This is a genomic window from Paenibacillus sp. SAF-068 (genome assembly GCF_051967555.1).
Classification (GTDB): domain Bacteria; phylum Bacillota; class Bacilli; order Paenibacillales; family Paenibacillaceae; genus Paenibacillus.
The window spans coordinates 113579-132097 of record NZ_JBQCJX010000005.1; the positions used below are offsets into that span (position 1 = coordinate 113579).

An 18519-nucleotide genomic window follows, 5' to 3' on the forward strand; every position below is an offset into this window, starting at 1 on the left:
ATTCCTCATCTGCCCGCATACCGGATATTCGGTACCGGTGGTGTGTTCATGCCTTCACCCAGATAAAATCCGGTGTGCGGCGGTTGATTGTAGGCTACATTTTGCCAAGCGACGCCAAGACGATATACCGGATCATGCATCAGCGTGTAGATTCGTTTGTCGGTAACTGCTGTTGTAGTATAGATCCGCAGTGCTGAACTGTCATTGGTCCGCCACACGACTTCCTCTCTCCAGTCTCCGAACAGATCGGCCTGCAGATTCGGCGTAGACTTGGTTCCGTTATTGGAAGAGACGCCGGACGCGGTGAGTAGATTCACCGTTGTGCTGTTGGCATAATTCCACTTGTCGATTCGGTTGCTGTCCAGCAGTTCACGGAGCAGATCACCATCCCACCAGATTCCAAAATTCGTGGAGGAAGGCAGGGTTGTCCCGAGTTTTTGCCCTTTGGCTGTATACAGGCTGCCATCTGCCCATACTTCGGCGCCTTTATATCTAGGATCGATATCTGCCGCCATGCCACGTCCAATATCCTTCGTTGTTTTGACTCCCCAGATTAATTGGCCTGTACCTGCATCCCGGAATTCCACTCCGGCATTGGACGGTGTCTCATGGACCTGAAACACCTCAAGTCCAGGGCGGTCCGGGTCGAGGTCACTCAGATGCATGGCATCGCCATGATGAAGCCCTGTTGTATATAAGCCTTTGCCGTTATCATCCACCGCCATGGCACCATAGATGATCTCATCCTTCCCATCCCCATCCACATCCGCCACGCTCAGATTGTGATTGCCCTGCCCGGCATAACCTGAGTTACCCGATGTGTTGGAATCAAATGTCCACTGTTTGGTCAGCTGTCCATTCCGCCAGTTATACGCCACGAGCACACTGCGCGTATAATACCCGCGGGCCATAACCAGACTTGGCCGCTCCCCATCCAGGTAAGCAATGGCAGCAAGGAATCGATCTACTCGATTGCCGTAGTTATCCCCCCAACTCGATACATTGCCACGCGCCGGTTCGTAGTTCACCGTGGAGAGTGCTTTGCCAGTCTGCCCGTTGAATATCGTCAGGAATTCAGGGCCAGATAATACATAACCGCTGGAATTCCGGTAATCCTTGCTCGCATCCCCGATGACCACGCCAGTGCCATCCTTGGAGCCATCGGCTGTTTTCATCGCGACCTCGGCTTTTCCGTCACCGTCAAGATCATAGACCATGAACTGGGTGTAGTGAGCGCCGGCACGAATATTTTTGCCCAGACCAATTCGCCACAGGCGTGTTCCGTTTAATTTGTAGGCGTCGATGAACACTTCCCCGGTATAGCCACTCTGGGAGTTATCCTTGGAGTTGGAGGGGTCCCACTTCACGATCAATTCATACTCCCCGTCACCATCCAGGTCACCTGCACTGGCATCGTTGGCACTGTAAGTGTAGGCTACTCCATCGGGCGTTGTCCCACCAGCGGGTACACTGAGCGGTACAGATAGATAGTTGTTGCCCCATACGTTCGCTGCTGTTGAAGCAGCCTGCTCCGTTCCACTGACTACAGCGCGAACCGTATATTTGGAACTGCTTGTCCCGCTTGCATCCTGAAGGTTCGTGCTGTTTGTTATGGGTGTAGCGTTCACCTTGGTTCCATCCCGATAGACGTTAAACGATACATTCGATCCTTCTGTTCCCAGAAGCCGCCAACTGACAAACACTCCTGTCCCGGTCTTCACAGCCACCACACCGCGATCCAGATATTCCATCTGCCTTGCTCCCGCTGCATGTGTTACTTGTGTGTTGCTCAAGCCAAGCGAAGTGACCAATAATGCGGAACTCAGTAGTGATACTCCCGCTGTACGTAATATGCGCTTCCACAATGATGATCGATTCCCCATAAACAATTGCCTCCCCAATTGTAGTGGTAAGCCCGCTGCCCTTGTAGCGCCATCTTTTGTGTAAGCGCTTTAATATATTTATTTTAAATTAAACATATACTTCCATCTATAGGTCTAATTTAGTAATTAAATGATATGTACATAAAAAAGCCGAAGGATTTCTCCTTCGACTTTGTGAAATATATTACAGTGTACTTATATCCCTGCAATCAGATAATATATATATTGTATCTTTTCTATCTATAAGCAAGGAACATATCTTAATTCAGTAGCACCTCTTTTAGTTGAACACTTCTGCCACTCTCGTTTAATTTTTCAAGTAACTCTCTTGCGTCCCAAGAAAAAATTGGATTTTCTTTTAATTGATAATCACTTATAAATTGTTCGAAGCAAAGGAAATTCATTTCGATCTCTTTGATATCGAATAAAGTCATTACGTTATGTTTAACTTTCTGAACATCAGGATGCTCTTGGTCCGGGTGAAGTTGGATACTGAATAGGAGACACAGATTGGTTATAAAATGTTGATCTTCTCTACTTAATTCTTTTTCGATGCACCATTTCTCATATGGCGAAAGAGAATCTCCTACCAATTCTGTTAATCGGTCTTTCCAGTCTAACAATATTTCAATTCTCTTCTCAAGTTGTTCAACTTTTTGTTTAGTCATCCTGATACCTCACATCCATAGAATCAACTTAAATGAAACTATAATAATAACTGACTACCATAGTATATTAACCACTCAACAACTTGTCCAACGATTTGACCGGGAGCACCCTTAATTTGTTGTTGTATTGCACTTCTCGCACCTGCTGCAATCTCCCGAGTAGTCAAGTCTACTGCATATAAATATTCATCAAGTACTGAGAAAATTTTGTTTTTATTTTTTATTACAGTTTTTACAGTATCCTCATCAAAAATAGCTTCTAAAGCCCATCTTGTTACTGGATTATCAATTACACTCTCAAGTGCCTTTATCGCTAACTGAACCGCTTTAACTTTTACCCCTTGGATTTCAGTCACCGGTTCTACAACTGTTATTACGTTTGAATTAGGGGCAGTGGCCTGCGCTTTTTTCTCTATAATTTCTGATGATGATGCGTAAGCTGCAAATGGTGCGCTAATTGAGAAAAGAGTTGATACGGTTAGTAGACTTACAATCACTTTTTTTGTTTTTTTCCACATCAGGGTTCTATACCTCCATTTATGATTTTTCTGAGTTACTAAAAATGAATTCAAGTGGAGCGATATCTTCCTAGCCAAACTGATAAGTAAAATTAACATATTACATCTTTAGACTTATGGGTATGAACCCATGCATTTCCAAACCGTCTGAATTCATTGTACAACCACCTCCTTTAATACTATTTTAGTATCCTATGACAAATTTTTCATTTTGTTTAATGAGGCACAAAATGAAAATTTAATACGAGGTAACAATAAAAAAACCTCCTAGTTATTTAACTAGAAGGCTTCTTCACGATATAAGAGAATCGATATTAGATAAATTCAGAACTAGAATATTGATATCAAGTATTAATTCGCTGTAGCTCATTAATTAGCAATTGAAGCTTTTCTTTGTCTACAGATTTTTCACTACTAAAGCATTTTTCAAGAAAAACTATGACATATTTAATGAAATTGAGATCATTATTCTTTTGGATAGAGAAGTTTAATCCTTCTAAAATTCGATTTATTGCAATATCGCGATTGTGATTTAAATAGTATAGCGCCAATTCCCCTAAAAGTTTTGCATAATTTTGATCCATCATTGAAGAGTTGTATTGTCCAAATTCTGTCATGTATGTACGTAAGACAATGTAATCCGAGAAACGCTCTATAATATCATCAATATTCCAGTTAAACTTATTCGCTGCCTGAATGATGTAACGCAATGCCATAAATATCTCATCCGGGTATTGTGTGATGTAATTTGCATATTCTTTAACAACATTTATATCTCCAGATAACATCTGATAGAGATACTTATTAGCCGTTGCCCATTCTTCGAATTGCTTCAGCACACGTCTAGACTCATCATCGTCCTCCCGTACCCAAATATTTCCACTAGCATAAAGCCCCACAAGTTCTAATGCTCTGGTATAATCTCCATACTCCTCATACACGGTGGATCGAATCAACCAAGCATATAAAATATAAGTGTAGAGTGGACGTTCGGTGTGATCTTCATGGTGCTCCCTTCGTTTAGAAAGGTGTTTGGACTCATAAATAATCTTCGCCAATTTGTACATCTCTTGTGCTAAACCGTCCACTTTATCCCATTTATGAACAGCCATAAACACATGAATCAAATGTTTCAGCGCATCCAGTTGATATCCCTCATCCAACCGGTCAACATAGGGCTCGAACAAGATAGCCGCCTTTAGATTTTCTTCCAGGTTCTCTCCTTGTCCAATTAAAAACAACCGATATTGACACATCGCGAGCCGTTCGGAATGCTGATATTTCTCAACTTCACTCACACTCTTATATAACAATGCCGCCGCAGACCGTTGTTCTCGTTCAAACAATTGTTCCGCCATCTCATATAATTCTGTCACATAATCCAGGTCGTCCAGTAGCCGATAAAGAATCTGTTCAATGCAGTCCAGCCGATTCAGCTCCGCACTTCGGAGAATAAACGGTCTGATCCGCCGCATCGAGACGGAATAAGCGAAACATTCTTCCACATAGTCGGCAAAAAAATGATCCGCTGCCACGCCCATTCCTGATGAGATCGCAATCAACTGACTCACCGATATGGGACGATTCCCATGTAAGATACGACTGATTGTGCCTGTATTGATGCCAGATACTTCCGAGAATCGGGAGAGCGTCATGCTGTTCTTTTCGATAAATTGGGTTAATTGCTCCCGAATTGAATTTGCAGGTTCCAAGGAAAGCACCACCCTTCGTGCAACATCCAGATTTTAGGTTTATTCACTATATATTCTGATCATAATGAACGTTCGAACAATGGTCAATAAAAAAATGTGATAATTGCCACTATTTTCAAGTTAATTGCATAAAGAAATTAAAATAAGCTGTAAAACCATGTGTTTCCCCATGATTTCACAGCTTGTAGACCAATTATTAAGATGTACTATTGCATCTGCACTTCTCACTTCACCGGATTACAACTTATACTACAGGCGCAATACATACCGGACGAGGCAGTTCCAGCTTGAACCCGTTATGCGTCAGACGTCCGTCTTCTTCGCTGATCTGGAAACCTACGAGATTATTGCTGTCCTGATTCGCCACGACTAGAATTCCACCTGGCAAAATATTAAAGTTACGTGGTGTCTGCCCAATCGTGGACGTCCACTCTACGGCTTCCAACTCACCACTCTCCTGATCAATATGGTAGAGTACGATGCTGTCATCTCCCCGATTGGATGCATACAGGAAACGTCCACATGGTGATACACGAATGTCCGCAGCAGTACCCTCGCCTTTATGTCCTTCTGGCAGAGTGGAGATGTGCTGCACCGTAGTGAACTCCCCTCTACGCTCATCGTATAGGAATGCCGTAACCGTGTTGTCCAATTCGTTAATTACATATGCCCACTTCGAGTTGGGATGGAACACAAGATGCCTTGGCCCTGCACCTGGTGGCTGATCCATCTCACGATGGGTAACCAGACGTCCCTCTTCCAACCGGTACACGATGATCTGATCCAGACCGAGGTCACACACGACAGCATATTGTCCAGACGGATCTGGCTGAATGGAATGAGCATGCGGCCCTTCTTGGCGTTCTTCGTTGATTCCACTGCCCGTGTGCTCTACCCACGCACTCATCTCACCAAGCGTCCCCTGATCACCTACCGGAAATACATTGACACTGCCACTGCTATAGTTGGATGAGAACACCCACTGACCATCCTTGGAGACAGACACATAACATGGAGAAGCACCTCTGGTCTGCTTTCGATCCATCAGATGCAGTTCACTCGTTGCCGCATCTCTCCGATACACTAACACCTCTCCCTCATCCGTCTCACTCGCCACATATAGACAGTTGCCATCCGGGCATAACGCCAGATAAGACGGATTATTCACGCCCTCCATGTGATTCACGATCCGCATCTCTCCTGTATCCGCATTCAACGCACACAAGAATATTCCTGGTTCCTCCGCTGACGCATACGTACCTGTATAGAAAAGCGTTTCCTGCGTTGTGACTGTTTCCATAACTAAATCTCTCCCTTATCCGATATATTCACTATTCTGATTCTACCCACTGATATGTACTTACCCAATTCACGGGCAACTGCTTCACTTCCTGTAACTTGGCTCTCTAAATCGATTACATCCCTGGTGAGCGCTCTCATATCCGTTATTGACTCCCTTAACCCCTCTCACCATAATACAAAGTATGAGACCTAACAACAGACCACCCCTACAGCGTAAATCTGACGGATTTCGTATGCAAAAACTCATAGTGCTTCCGGACCCGCTGCTGCAAGAAGCTGCAGCTTATCCAGTCACGTCCGGGTTATATGTTACCGATATTGGTTACTTTCACGAAGCAGAGCATCATTACCGTGACCGTCCCGAGGGTTGTGAATCACACATTCTGATGTACTGTGCCCAGGGCACAGGCTGGTATACGATGGATAGCGGCAAGACATATGAAGTCCGACCGGGGAACCTCATCATATTGCCTGCACATGTTCCTCATGTATATGGTGCTAACGCAGCCGAACCATGGAGTATTTTTTGGATTCATCTACGGGGGGAACACACTTTATCCTACATAGAACCATTGTTAACCCATCATATTACGACCATGCCACCGGCCAAGGCTCAAAAATGGCTTGAACTGTTCCATGAATGTTACGGCGCGCTAGAGACGGGTTACTCCATGCAGACGATGACATATGCCTCCCAAATCATCGGTTATATGCTTGGTATGCTCGCTTATGGACCGGAGACAACAGGAACGGATGGTGGGATTGTGAGCAGCAAACGTGCGGCTGAACTATCTGTTCAGTATATGTTAAAGCATCTGGAGAGCGGAATTACCCTCAAGGAACTGGCGGCGGACGCGCGGCTGTCTGTCCCTCATTACTCACAGTTGTTCAAGCAAGCTACCGGGCATTCACCCATCGATTATTTCCTGCGACTCAAGATCCAGCATTCCTGCCGCTATCTGGATTTTACCGATTGGACCGTGAAGCAGATCAGTTCTGAGCTTGGATTCAAGGACCCATACTACTTTTCACGTCTGTTCAGCAAAATGATGGGACGTTCACCCACGGATTATCGAAATCAATCCAAAGGTTAGAAGCCGTGCACTCACAGTGCCTCACTGATATGTTTTAGAATTATTGTCTTCAATCAATTTAATTGGAAAATTGCAGCAACCTTTTGATCAGAAGGGTCGTCTATAGGGGCAAATAACTTTTATATAAAGGGATCATCCCTGGAAAAGTGAGGCGAACCATCATGAAAAAAAATATACTTGCGACATTAACTGCGGGAGCCCTGCTCACGCTGTCTCTAAGTGCAGGCCCGATCAACGCAGCGCAGGCCCAATTCACAGATATTCAAGGTATTGCAGGAGCAGACAAAATTGAATCTCTCCATCAGGATGGATTCATCAAAGGTGTGAGCGACAGCTTGTTCAAACCTGAACTGGAGTTAAATACCGCTCAGGGTATTCAACTGATTGCGGACGGACTGAATCTGAATCTGGACACCATTCGTTTTATCAAAATGCCAGTGCCAAGTGACCACTTTGCTAATGTAAAAGATGGCGTATGGTACAGTGATGCATTTATCCGCGCTCAATATAATGGCATTCAGATGTCACAAGATATCGATCCGTCCAAACCGCTCACTCGTGAACAATTCACACTGTTCCTGATGCAAGGCATTGAAGCCAAAGGCGGTCTGCCGATGATTAATATCAAACCCGTCGACATTACCGACGAACAGGAACTTACGCCAGAGTATCAAGGTGCCATCCAACGTTCACTCGTTCTCAAGATCAATGAACTGGATGCTGAAGGAAACTTCAATCCCAAACAAACGATTACCCGTGCTGAAGCAGCAGTGATGATGTATAACGCAATCGAGTACATGGAATCGTTCCATGCACCACAAATCCCGGAAACCCCTGAGAAGTAATCATCTCATGTTGGAAGCTGCGTACTCACTTGAGTGGTAAATCCGCTCGATTGGAGCGCGTGAGTGGACTTTGCAACACAACCTCAGTATGCCAAACAGCCGCACCTTCCCTCAGCAGGAAAGTACGGCTGTTTGTAGTATACCTATATCACTGATGCAATCATCAGATGTAGCTCTTAACTTAGAAAGAACCTTTAACAACAACCTCTGACAACGGTAAACGTCCTGACGGGCGAGCTGGCTGAGCCGCTTTACCTACAGTGATCAACAACGTTGGCACAAATCGTGCAGGAATGTTGAAGGTCTCGATCAGTTTTTGTGGATTATATCCACCGATTGGACAGGTATCATAACCCAGGGAGCGTGCAGCAAGCATAATATTTTGGGAAGCAAAGGATGCATTGCGGATCGCTTCATCGCGAGCGATTTGCGGGCTTTGGTAAGCACCGTTGATCTGTCCAACCAATGCGTCACGAACCTCAGCAGTCAGTGCGCCTGCTTCAACAGCTTGATCGTAGATTACGGTGTTACGGTTCGCTTCCAAATCTCCGAGAACAGCAATCGTAACTGAACTTTCCACGATCTGACTTTGACCGTAAGCAACTGGCAGCAATTTCGCTTTGTCTGCTTCGGATTCAATCACGAGGAATCTCCAGTGTTGCAGGTTCCATGAAGATGGTGCTTCCGCAGCTGCTGTCAAAATTGCATTGAGATCAGCTTCAGGCAATTCAAACCCTTTTTCGTACTTTTTGACAGCATGGCGTTCGCTAATGACGCGAAGTGTTTCATTTTTTTCAATGCCTGACATGTGTTCCACTCCCCAAAATCTATTTTTGTTTGTGTTCTTCTTCTACTTTCGCAAAGGATCTTGAAGTCTACTCTACCGAGTATTTGCCTTCCGAAAATAACATCAGCGCAGACGATCTCTCCTCATCTGTGTTCACGTTATGCCCGGAATCGCTTTACAACCATCGATGGATCTTTCACCGGAGCATAAGCCCACACCATAACCAGTCGACCACATGAAGCTTACCACCCTGCCTGACTAAACCAAGGCCATATCTCGAAAGACCTTTGATTTAATGAATCTGTCAGGACTTCTCTCTTGCAGACAATCCATCTAGCGATAACTCACATGTATCTCCACGACCTATACGCTCTTTCACATCCTGGATGGAAATACGGTCAAAATAAGCGCTGAGCGCTTCTTCGCCTCCGTTATAAATGTTCCCCATGACATCCTGCATATTGGAAGATACTACGCACGATGAACCGGACTCTCCTGAACACCAGCTTGGACCGAGTGAACCGCCAGCTACCAGTCTGTACAATTCGCCAAGCTTAATCTCTTCACTTGGACGGCTAAGCAAGTATCCACCGTGAGCACCTTCCTTAGTCGTCAGGTAACCATGCTTGCGCAGAACACTAAGTACCTTACGGACTCTGGCCGGGTGTGTACCCACACTTTGGGACAAATCTTCACTATTGGCCATACACTCATCTCTCATCGACAGAAAAACAAGACAATGTACCGCTATGGTAAATTCGCTGTTCATTACTTACTCCCTTCCCGGTTTACAACACCGATGAACTTCACCCAAGGTAAGTATAACTGTCATTATATGAATAACAGTTATGTTTGTCAACTTTCACCCAGGATGGGGATCATATGTGATTTTTCCTGTTATACCAATACTTACAGCTCATCAACAAGATCAAGTTAAGATTAACATCCAGTGTGCATTTTAATCCAAAAAGAACAAAAAAGTGAGCCTTTCGCTACGCGAAGGGCTCCAAAAAGATAGACATATGAAAGGGCTTACGTGATTATTATAATCGGTAATCTTCAATTTGAAAACGCTTTTTTTGTAAAGTGCATCATTATTTAAATTTTTTTTATTGAAACGAATTGAAAACCGGCTATTGCCAAAACTAATACTATTAGTTATTATACTAATATCATTAGTTTTAAGGAGGGTTTATCGATGCGCATTACCCGAGAATTTGATGTCGTTCAAATTACATTTTTTCCAAGACTCTTCCCTGTGAACGTTTACCTGGTTGAAGAGGAAGATGGATTAACCCTGATTGATGCCGGAATACCCTTCAGTCTTAAAGGGATTTTGGCAACTGCCCAGTCCCTTGGGAAGCCGATTACCAAGATCATTCTGACTCACGCGCATAGCGATCATATTGGTGCATTGGATCATCTTACAGAAGCACTGCCCCAAGCTGAGGTCTTCATCTCCAGACGAGATGCTCGGCTATTGGCGGGAGATACCTCACTGCTCCCAGGTGAGCCACAGACCCCGGTACGCGGCGGCGTACCCAAACCCAAAGCGGTGCACAGCCAGCCAGACCACTTGCTGGATGACGGTGACCCGATTGGTTCGCTCGTAGCCATTGCCACACCGGGCCATACGCCGGGGCATATGTCCTTCATGGATACACGCAGCCGCGTGCTCATCGCTGGCGATGCGTACCAGCTGCAAGGCGGCCTTGCCGTATCGGGCCGCATTCGCCCGCTCTTCCCGTTCCCCGCGCTGGCGACGTGGAACCGCGAAGCGGCTCTGGCCAGCGCGAAGCGCCTGGCGGAGCTGGAACCGTCCGTGCTGGCTGTAGGCCACGGACGGATGCTGCGCCAGCCCGCGGCCGCCATGCGCGCGGCAACCGCTGATGCACAGCAGCGGTTCGGTCTTGCCGGGGGGCAACGATGAGCCCCCGGCAAGGGCTGGATCGCGGCGCTCTGCTCAGCGCCGCCGCCCAGCTTGCTGACAGCGACGGCTTTCAGGCGCTGACACTGGCCGCACTCGCCCAGCGGCTGGATGTGCGCTCGCCGTCGCTCTACAACCACATCAGCGGACTTCCCGGGCTTCGCCAGGAAATGGCGCTGATGTCCGTACAACAGCTCAGCCGCGCATTAACCGCGGCCATCGCTGACCGCACTGGCGATGATGCCATTCAGGCCATCGCCGCGGCATACATTGGCTTCGTCCGCGAGCACCCCGGGCTCTACGAAGCCTCATTTCATGCGCCGGACCGCGAGGAGCCACAGCTCGCGGCGGCCAACACAGCCACGCTGGAGTTGCTGCTGCACAGCTTGCAGCCCTATCCGCTAACCGAAGCGGAAGCATTGCACGCCGTTCGTGGTTTGCGCAGCCTCTGCCATGGATTTGCCTCCATTGAGGCACAAGGCGGCTTCGGCATGAACTTCGACCCGGACGAAAGTCTGCGTCTGACCGTGTCCGCCTTCCTCCACGGACTCCGGCATCTTCACGAAGACTAGTAAAGACCATATGGCATGACGAAAAAGGACTGCAGAGAATCTGCAGTCCTTTTTACATTGCCATGTACGGGTACATTCCATAGATTTGACAGAAATAATGGTATAGTTCTCCAATTACTGGTAACACATGAACTCCCACTTTGAATTCATCTTTATAACGGCGATTAGAGCGAATAACAAAATCTAACGAACTCCACACGTCCTATTGCGCAGGAAACTGGCAGTTGAACGGGTAAAATGAGCATACTCAGTCATTTAACATGTCTGTGATTCGTTACATATACCAACGTACCAAATTGCGCCGATTAAGATGTGCTGGGTTTTTTAGGAAAGTGCTACGTACGGTACTTCTGATCATGATGCAACATCGGTACACGTCCAGACACACATCATGTTATGGACTCCAAATACGCGGCGAGCGTGATGTGATGCAATGCAAATTACATTGATTATACTGGTACAAATCCAGATACGGAGCTTACTCTGCCCTGTCTCTCAGCCACACTTTGCCCCTTACATTTACGCACTTCTCCAATATGTACATCTCCCGTTCCTCAGTAGAGTAGAACGGCATTCACTGTCTGTTCCTCATCCGAACGTTTTTCTTTACAACCACCCTACGGCCATTGCTGCCGACTATCCTGCACTTCTTCCAAAATATGCTTCATCACTGGCACGTACACCTTCCAGTAGAACATGTCAGGAATGTCTTTCTGATCTGGCGTAAGCTTGGACCGGACGACATCCCATCCACGGATTCGGCGCCAGAAGGAGTAATGCTTCATCTCTCCGAATGACCCTGCCATGTAATAGGATCGATTATAATCGTCGTAGCGGACAAGCGCAGCAAATTCAGCTGGTATTCCAGCATTCTCCAGCTTCTGCTCACCTGTCTTCGTCATATCCGTCCTATACCAAGCCAAGATGGAATCCCGCTGTTCCGGCAGAATGATATCGAACCAGCCACTGTAATGAATATCCGTGGTTATGCCGCTCCAATCCCGGCCTTCCTGTGTGAACGCAACCTGCACATTCCCTGTCTTCACATCCGGGCCTTTTTCCAGCACGATGACCTGCCCATCTTCATGAACTAGCAGGACACCAGCTCCGGCATAAGGCCATTTCTTCTTCTCCCGCTGTTCATAATTTGCCCGAACCCACCGGGGGACTTCTTCCATGCTTTGCAAGTTAGATACCGATTTCCCCTGCCATCCACTGCTGTTCACTCCCAAGATGGGATACAGCTGCTCCCTGGTCATCTTTGAAGCCGTATTGGCCAATGCACTGTACTCAGCGACAATCGTTACCCCTTTATATGCAGCCTCGCGAATCTTCTGCACATCATATATCGTGAGTCCTTCATAGATTCCGTCTTGTTTCCGTTCATTCTTCTGTACAGACAGACCACTCCGCTTCGCCGTCAGATAGATCAGATCCGTGTCTGTCACCTCACCCGGCAGCAGTTGCTTCAACCGTGGAAGCCCATCCTGAATATCATAACCGTAATAATCCTCTTCATATGAGTAATACTCCCCTGTGTGCTTTACAATCTTCTGCTGATTCAGAAGCCAGACCAGTCCCTTGTGCCCCTGATAGGACGTGTCCGGTCTGCTCTTGTCTATAATCATGATGTTCAGTGGAACAGGGGCCTGGGATTGCCACATAATCCACGGGACAACCAACACCACCGATACCACTGTAAAACAAGCCAGCGTCCACATCGTTACTGGCCTGTAACTTTTTCTCATGAAGCGTCTTCCTCCTTGCTCTGTTCCAAGGTATAAGCAGGCTTGCCAGTAGATTACCCCAAACCATTCCTCATGTTCTTCTCTTCTTCCTTCTTCAATCCCATAGCCTGCAAAAGGCCAAACATACGGGATATATGATTCAGTGGTCTGAACCAGAACGTCTCTGTACATGCATACAATAGCAGATGCGTCACCTCTCTGGAAGTGTATGCTTTGCGTGAACACCATATTTCGAACATCACCGCACCCGCGGACATCAGGGAACCATAGAGCGTCAGCAGCAACGCGAGAATGATGCATAGATTCATATCCACCAGCTGGAGCCCTATACCTGCAATGAACAGCACGATCGCTCCCAATTCCAACACAGGCCCTATCAATTCGATCAAAATAAAATACGGGATGGATACCAACCCCATCCAGCCATAGGATGGATTGAATATCATGCTCCGCTGGGCCCATAGACTGCTCGCAAGCTGCCTGTGCCAACCGGTACGCTGTCTAAACAACTCATGCCATGTACCGGGTACTTCCACCCTGCAGATCGAATCGGGAATATATATAATACGACCACGTTCCCCGATCAGCTTCATACGTTTCTGTAATCTCATCACCAGTTCCATGTGAGCCACCTGGTTATCGCGCTTGTAACCACCAATTTCCATCACTCGGTTCTTTTTGAATACACCAAATACTTCAGCCGTAAATAAAAGCACGTTAATATTGTAACGGACGAGTCCCACGCCGCTAATCAGAAAAGCGCGCACGTATTCAATGGTCTGCATTCCATACAAAGCACTGCCCGTGCGTCCTGTGCCATTATCCATAAATTCCGTATGAGCTTTATTTCCGGGGAACATAAGATCTACTCGTCCACTACAGGCAATGACCTCTTCTCCTGGGAGAGCATCCATAACGGGTTTCATAATCTTCAGCAATGCATCCCGTTCCAGAAGTGTCCGGGGTCCAATAGAAGCAATATAAGGATATTGAGAGATTTTCAGACCTGCATTCAGTGAGTCCATTCGTCCCCCATACGCCTTGTCGATCACAATCAGACGATGATGCAGTCTGGATTGGTAGATACCATTAATCTGAGCCGTCTCTTGACCGATTCCCGAATAATGAATTTTACTCCGGATGGGCATCAAATCATAGGTGTCCATTAGACGCGGCATGGTTCCATCCTCTGATCCATCATTAATGATAATGACTTCATATCGTGCATACTGAATATCCAGCAGACAGCTAATTCGCTGTACGATGGTATGCTCGTCATTCCGTACCGGAACAAGCAAGGATACCGCCGGAGCCAATTCTTCATCCAACATCTCATGATATTGCAGCGGGTCCAGACCCCTCCGGCGGATCAATATTCTAGCGGCAGCAACGAACAGAACACTGCACATTACAATCGCTAACACCAGATAGATAAATATCCCCTCGTAACATGCCCAAACAAAACTCCGCAGCATCTCAATCCATCTTTCGTCCATACTGCATCCTTTCCAGCGTTTCGTCCGCTATCTGCCTTGCATATTTATCCGGATGGTTTATAGCCGTATCCCGGAGTTCTTCCAGCCCCCGCTCGTACCGGGCAAGGGAGCTCGCCGCTTCCTGCCTGATCTGAAATGAAGGATCACCCATCATTGCTTTCAGGCGAGGAATAAATGCATCCGCATGAACGTTACCCATGAGCTGGGCCACTGTCAATCGTTCGTAGCGCTGCCTTTCTTCACCGTGTTCATTCCACACCAGCAATAGTTCTCTCAGCAGATCTTCATTCCCTGTACCCACATGTGCCATTGCCTGATAAGCCTGGGTTCGCAACAGCGCATCCTCTCCCAGGATGAGCTTCTTCAGCAGAACAATAGCGCTATCCGTCTGGTCATCCCGAATACGAATGGCATGGACAACATTAGACTGGACCTGATAAGGTACATCCTTGAAATGATCCTTCAGACGAGTCCAGGATGAATCGGTAAGCAACAGCAGAATCTGCAGATACTGCGAATCGGACCATACATAATGCTTACGCCTTAATTCCTTCACGATTCTGAAATAACCGGTTCTGGCATATATGCGCAAAATAATGAAGCGTTCAAGCGCGGTACAGGTGGTAACCCGCAGCATATCCTCTAACTTGGGCAACAGCTCCACCATATGAAACTGTTCAATATATAACAATGTGTTGACTCGTTCACTCCACTTTCCTGTCTTCAGAACCGACCGGTATGAGCCTCCAAAGACTTGCCAGGATAACAGACGAATTCGCAGAATCTCCTGCTCTGACGGAACTTGAGCGAGCCGCTGCAATAACAATTCCTGCAAAACGATCTGTTGTTCTCCACTCATACTTAATAAGTCTACGCCAATGTCCCCATGGTTCAGATAACGTTGTAGAAATGAACCTTCTGCATGTAATTCCTGCATCCGTATTGTTTTCACTTTTTCCCTGCGTCTGCTGTCATATTTCAACCATAAGATATAACCGTAGATCATTAGCAAAAGAATCAGTACACTTGCACATATGAGACTAACCACATATACAAGCCAATCTGTATTACCTGCAAGCCATCCTGTATGATTTGCACCGATGAGCTCGGTGTACATCCATTGTTGTCCAATCATTGATGATTTCCCCTTAATCGAATAAACAGCCTTACAGCGGGCACAATAATACAAAATTTTCAATTACACCCTGTGAATACATATTGGGTATATGATACACTAAGCTTTCTATCGGCTTTCTGCGTTTGTGATATAATAGGAACTGAAAATTCCGGCAATTCGTACTGATTTCCGGATCTCCGGATAACATATTATTCCAGAAAGAGGGAGTTTTACGTGGCTCAGATCAGTCCGTACTACCTGCAAATCGGAGCAACCGTGGGCATGCTCATCATGGCACTGCTTGCCATCTTCATCCGCATGAAAGCCAGTCACAGACCGGTGACCATTTCCAAAATCCTTATTCCTCCGCTCGGCATGAGCACAGGATTTCTCATGTTTGTTGTACCGGAGACACATATTCCTTTACTCTGGGCATTCATTGCGTTTCTGGTGGGCTGGTTCCTTTTCTCCTATCCCCTCATTCGCAGTACACGGTTCGAACGAGTAGGTGAAGAGATTTTCGCCACGCGCTCCCGCAGCTTTGCTTTTATTCTGCTTGGATTGCTGGCCGTACGCCTAATTCTGCATGAAGTCATTCAGCGATATGTAAGCATTCCGCAAACGGGCGGACTATTCTTCCTATTGGCCTTCGGCATGATTGTACGCTGGCGTGTATATATGTACAAACACTACAAAGAGGTGCTGGTTGCCGAACACTAGTCACCATAACCAGACCACGGACAGATCTACAGAAAAAAGACACGTTCTGATACACCATCGGTGTGCAGAACGTGTCTTTTCGTTTTGATCTATTTATAGTTGTAAAACCAGTCGATATCTATTCAGGATCTGCAACCTTAACCAGCTGCTTGCCCAGATTATCTCCCGAGAAAAGACCCATGAAAGCTTCCGGTGTCTGTTCGAACCCGTCCACAATGTTCTCTTCGTACTGGATGTGACCTTCCTTGATCCATTTCGCCAATTTGGCGCGGCCTTCCTTGAAGGATTTGGTGTAGTCACCCAACAGGAAACCTTTCATTAATGCTGTATTCGTTAACAGCAACGTCTGTGGACGCATTCCGATATCCGGTTTCTCCAGATTGTAAGACGAGATCTGACCACATAACGGAATACGAGCATTCCGATTGATGTGGCGCAAAACTGCATCGGAGATGTCGCCGCCCACGTTGTCAAAATAGACGTCCACGCCATCCGGGCAAGCCCGTTCAATGGCCGCTGACATATCCTGCTCTTTCTTGTAGTTCAACACCACGTCAAAGCCCAGCTTTTCTTTCAGATAAGCGCATTTCTCATCAGAGCCTGCAATACCAACCACGCGCGCTCCCACAATTTTGCCAATCTGACCTGCAATCATGCCTACCGCTCCGGCGGCTCCCGATACAACGACTGTCTCACCGTCCTTCGGTTTGCCGATGTCCTCCATACCAAAATAAGCCGTCAAACCCGTCAGGCCCAGCGCACCCAGGTATGCCGTGATTGGTGCCTCTTCGGTATCAATCAGGGAAAGATCCGCTGTATTCACTGCAGCATATTGCTGCCAGCCCCACATGCCGGATACGAGATCCCCTTTGCGCAGATTGGGTTCCGAAGATTCCACAACCTGCCCAATGGTTCCACCCTTAATTACTTCATTCAACGCGTACGGTGCAGCATAGGATTTTGTATCTTTCATGCGGCCGCGCATGTACGGATCGACCGACAAATATAATGTACGTACCAGGACTTGCCCAGCTTCCGGTTCAGGAAGAGGTGCATCAATGAAGTTAAAATTCTCTCTGGATGGGGCACCTTCGGGACGAGACGCAAGTACGATCTGTTTATTTACAGACACCAAAATTACCTCCTTGTTGCCAAGTGGACGCAAGGTTAACCCTTGTCAGCTGAGATCACTTACCACCGGCTCTGTGTTTATCACTTCTTATTAGTTTAAACCGAAACAGGCGGATCACAAACGTGGGCCGCCTTGAAATATGCAAATATCGTCACATTGTAGCTGCCTTTAGCTATTATTGTGCTGTCAAAATCACAGGGCCGTCCGCTGTAATCGCAATCGTATGTTCATACTGGGCAGACAGACTTCCATCCATGGTACGTGCAGTCCATCCATCCGAATCCAGCTTGCTGCGGTACGTACCGATGTTCAGCATCGGTTCAATCGTAATAACCATGCCTTCCTTCAGACGTGGACCCCGATGTGGCGGACCATAGTGAGGGACTTGTGGTTCCTCATGCATCTTCTCACCAATGCCGTGTCCAATAAACTCACGTACAACGGACAGACCTTCACCCTCTGCATAGACTTGAATGGCATGGGAGATATCTCCGATTCGGTTGCCCACTACGGCAAGTTCAATGCCTTTGTACAGAGATTCTTTGGTTACATCCAGCAGATGTTGTGCTTCTGGAGTCACTTCACCTACGGCATAAGACCAGGCCGAATCGGCCAACCAGCCATTCAGATTAACCACCATGTCGATGGTTACGATATCGCCGTCTTTCAGTGCATATTTTCCCGGAAAACCGTGACAAATCACATCATTAACCGACGCACATGTCGCATATTGGTATCCGTTGTACCCCTTTTGTTCCGGCGTAGCGCCATTTTTCTTCATAAAAGCCTCTGCAAACTGATCAATCTCCTGTGTCGTAATCCCTGGACGAATCATCTTTGCAATCTCTCTATGGCATGCGGCGAGAATTTCTCCGGCTTTTTTCATATATTCAATCTGTTCTTTGGTCTTCAATGTAATCATAATAACTACTCCTGTCCGTTAAAATCTTATCCTGTCCTCTATTGTAACGCTAAACGTTCAAAATAAAAAATTCCGC

At 46.7% G+C, this 18519-nt stretch carries 17 protein-coding genes; 5 read left to right on the forward strand and 12 right to left on the reverse strand.

Going from position 1 to position 18519, the window contains the following annotated elements; all coding sequences use genetic code 11:
- Positions 1 to 5: 5 nt before the first annotated feature.
- From ACTHPG_RS23250 to ACTHPG_RS23270, 5 genes are all read right to left on the reverse strand, one after another.
- Positions 6 to 1883, reverse strand: a complete 1878-nt coding sequence (locus ACTHPG_RS23250) for a rhamnogalacturonan lyase (protein WP_440391739.1) — start codon at positions 1881 to 1883, stop codon at positions 6 to 8.
- A gap of 260 nt (positions 1884 to 2143) precedes the next feature.
- Positions 2144 to 2551, reverse strand: a complete 408-nt coding sequence (locus ACTHPG_RS23255) for a hypothetical protein (protein WP_440391740.1) — start codon at positions 2549 to 2551, stop codon at positions 2144 to 2146.
- A 38-nt stretch (positions 2552 to 2589) separates the two neighbouring features.
- Positions 2590 to 3069 (reverse strand): hypothetical protein, encoded by a 480-nt coding sequence (locus tag ACTHPG_RS23260; protein ID WP_440391741.1) that lies wholly within the window; start codon positions 3067 to 3069, stop codon positions 2590 to 2592.
- A gap of 344 nt (positions 3070 to 3413) precedes the next feature.
- Complete coding sequence (locus ACTHPG_RS23265) at positions 3414 to 4781, reverse strand: helix-turn-helix domain-containing protein (RefSeq protein ID WP_440391742.1); 1368 nt, start codon at positions 4779 to 4781, stop codon at positions 3414 to 3416.
- A gap of 244 nt (positions 4782 to 5025) precedes the next feature.
- On the reverse strand, positions 5026 to 6081 hold the full coding sequence (locus ACTHPG_RS23270; protein ID WP_440391743.1) for a lactonase family protein: 1056 nt from the start codon (positions 6079 to 6081) through the stop codon (positions 5026 to 5028).
- Between the two features lie 235 nt (positions 6082 to 6316).
- Here ACTHPG_RS23270 and ACTHPG_RS23275 point away from each other — a divergent pair, with 235 nt between their 5' ends.
- On the forward strand, positions 6317 to 7177 hold the full coding sequence (locus tag ACTHPG_RS23275) for an AraC family transcriptional regulator (RefSeq protein ID WP_440391744.1): 861 nt from the start codon (positions 6317 to 6319) through the stop codon (positions 7175 to 7177).
- 161 nt (positions 7178 to 7338) lie between these two features.
- The gene (locus tag ACTHPG_RS23280; protein ID WP_440391745.1) at positions 7339 to 8022 is read left to right on the forward strand and encodes an S-layer homology domain-containing protein; all 684 of its coding nucleotides are present in this window, start codon (positions 7339 to 7341) and stop codon (positions 8020 to 8022) included.
- A gap of 181 nt (positions 8023 to 8203) precedes the next feature.
- On the opposite strand, the gene ACTHPG_RS23285 is transcribed toward ACTHPG_RS23280, so the two are convergent.
- Both ACTHPG_RS23285 and ACTHPG_RS23290 read right to left on the reverse strand, forming a co-directional pair.
- Positions 8204 to 8830 carry a nitroreductase family protein gene (locus ACTHPG_RS23285; RefSeq protein WP_076215923.1) on the reverse strand — a complete coding sequence of 209 codons (627 nt, stop codon included), beginning with the start codon at positions 8828 to 8830 and terminating at the stop codon, positions 8204 to 8206.
- A 283-nt stretch (positions 8831 to 9113) separates the two neighbouring features.
- Positions 9114 to 9578 carry an Rrf2 family transcriptional regulator gene (locus ACTHPG_RS23290; RefSeq protein ID WP_440391746.1) on the reverse strand — a complete coding sequence of 155 codons (465 nt, stop codon included), beginning with the start codon at positions 9576 to 9578 and terminating at the stop codon, positions 9114 to 9116.
- 429 nt (positions 9579 to 10007) lie between these two features.
- Here ACTHPG_RS23290 and ACTHPG_RS23295 point away from each other — a divergent pair, with 429 nt between their 5' ends.
- Both ACTHPG_RS23295 and ACTHPG_RS23300 read left to right on the forward strand, forming a co-directional pair.
- Positions 10008 to 10739 carry an MBL fold metallo-hydrolase gene (locus ACTHPG_RS23295; protein ID WP_440391747.1) on the forward strand — a complete coding sequence of 244 codons (732 nt, stop codon included), beginning with the start codon at positions 10008 to 10010 and terminating at the stop codon, positions 10737 to 10739.
- Entirely contained in the window at positions 10736 to 11308 is a 573-nt protein-coding gene (locus ACTHPG_RS23300; RefSeq protein WP_440391748.1) for a TetR/AcrR family transcriptional regulator, read from the forward strand. Before ACTHPG_RS23295 ends, ACTHPG_RS23300 begins: the two co-directional genes overlap by 4 nt.
- Before the next feature lie 617 nt (positions 11309 to 11925).
- Here the strand turns inward: ACTHPG_RS23300 and ACTHPG_RS23305 are convergent.
- From ACTHPG_RS23305 to ACTHPG_RS23315, 3 genes are read right to left on the reverse strand one after another with little or no spacing between them, the layout of a single operon-like run.
- The gene (locus ACTHPG_RS23305) at positions 11926 to 13056 is read right to left on the reverse strand and encodes a hypothetical protein (RefSeq protein ID WP_440391749.1); all 1131 of its coding nucleotides are present in this window, start codon (positions 13054 to 13056) and stop codon (positions 11926 to 11928) included.
- Positions 13057 to 13109: 53 nt separating this feature from the next.
- Positions 13110 to 14552: a glycosyltransferase family 2 protein gene (locus ACTHPG_RS23310; RefSeq protein ID WP_440391750.1), complete on the reverse strand. Its 1443-nt coding sequence runs from the start codon at positions 14550 to 14552 to the stop codon at positions 13110 to 13112.
- Positions 14533 to 15687 (reverse strand): HEAT repeat domain-containing protein, encoded by a 1155-nt coding sequence (locus ACTHPG_RS23315; RefSeq protein ID WP_440391751.1) that lies wholly within the window; start codon positions 15685 to 15687, stop codon positions 14533 to 14535. The genes ACTHPG_RS23310 and ACTHPG_RS23315 overlap by 20 nt, the downstream gene beginning before the upstream one ends.
- Before the next feature lie 216 nt (positions 15688 to 15903).
- On the opposite strand from ACTHPG_RS23315, the gene ACTHPG_RS23320 reads away from it, so the two are divergent.
- On the forward strand, positions 15904 to 16389 hold the full coding sequence (locus ACTHPG_RS23320; protein WP_440391752.1) for a CcdC family protein: 486 nt from the start codon (positions 15904 to 15906) through the stop codon (positions 16387 to 16389).
- Between the two features lie 118 nt (positions 16390 to 16507).
- Here the strand turns inward: ACTHPG_RS23320 and ACTHPG_RS23325 are convergent, their stop codons facing one another.
- Together ACTHPG_RS23325 and map are read right to left on the reverse strand one after the other, a co-directional pair.
- Positions 16508 to 17521, reverse strand: a complete 1014-nt coding sequence (locus ACTHPG_RS23325; RefSeq protein ID WP_440391753.1) for an NADP-dependent oxidoreductase — start codon at positions 17519 to 17521, stop codon at positions 16508 to 16510.
- A gap of 175 nt (positions 17522 to 17696) precedes the next feature.
- Entirely contained in the window at positions 17697 to 18443 is a 747-nt protein-coding gene (gene map / locus ACTHPG_RS23330) for a type I methionyl aminopeptidase (protein WP_440391754.1), read from the reverse strand.
- Between the last annotated feature and the right edge of the window lie 76 nt (positions 18444 to 18519).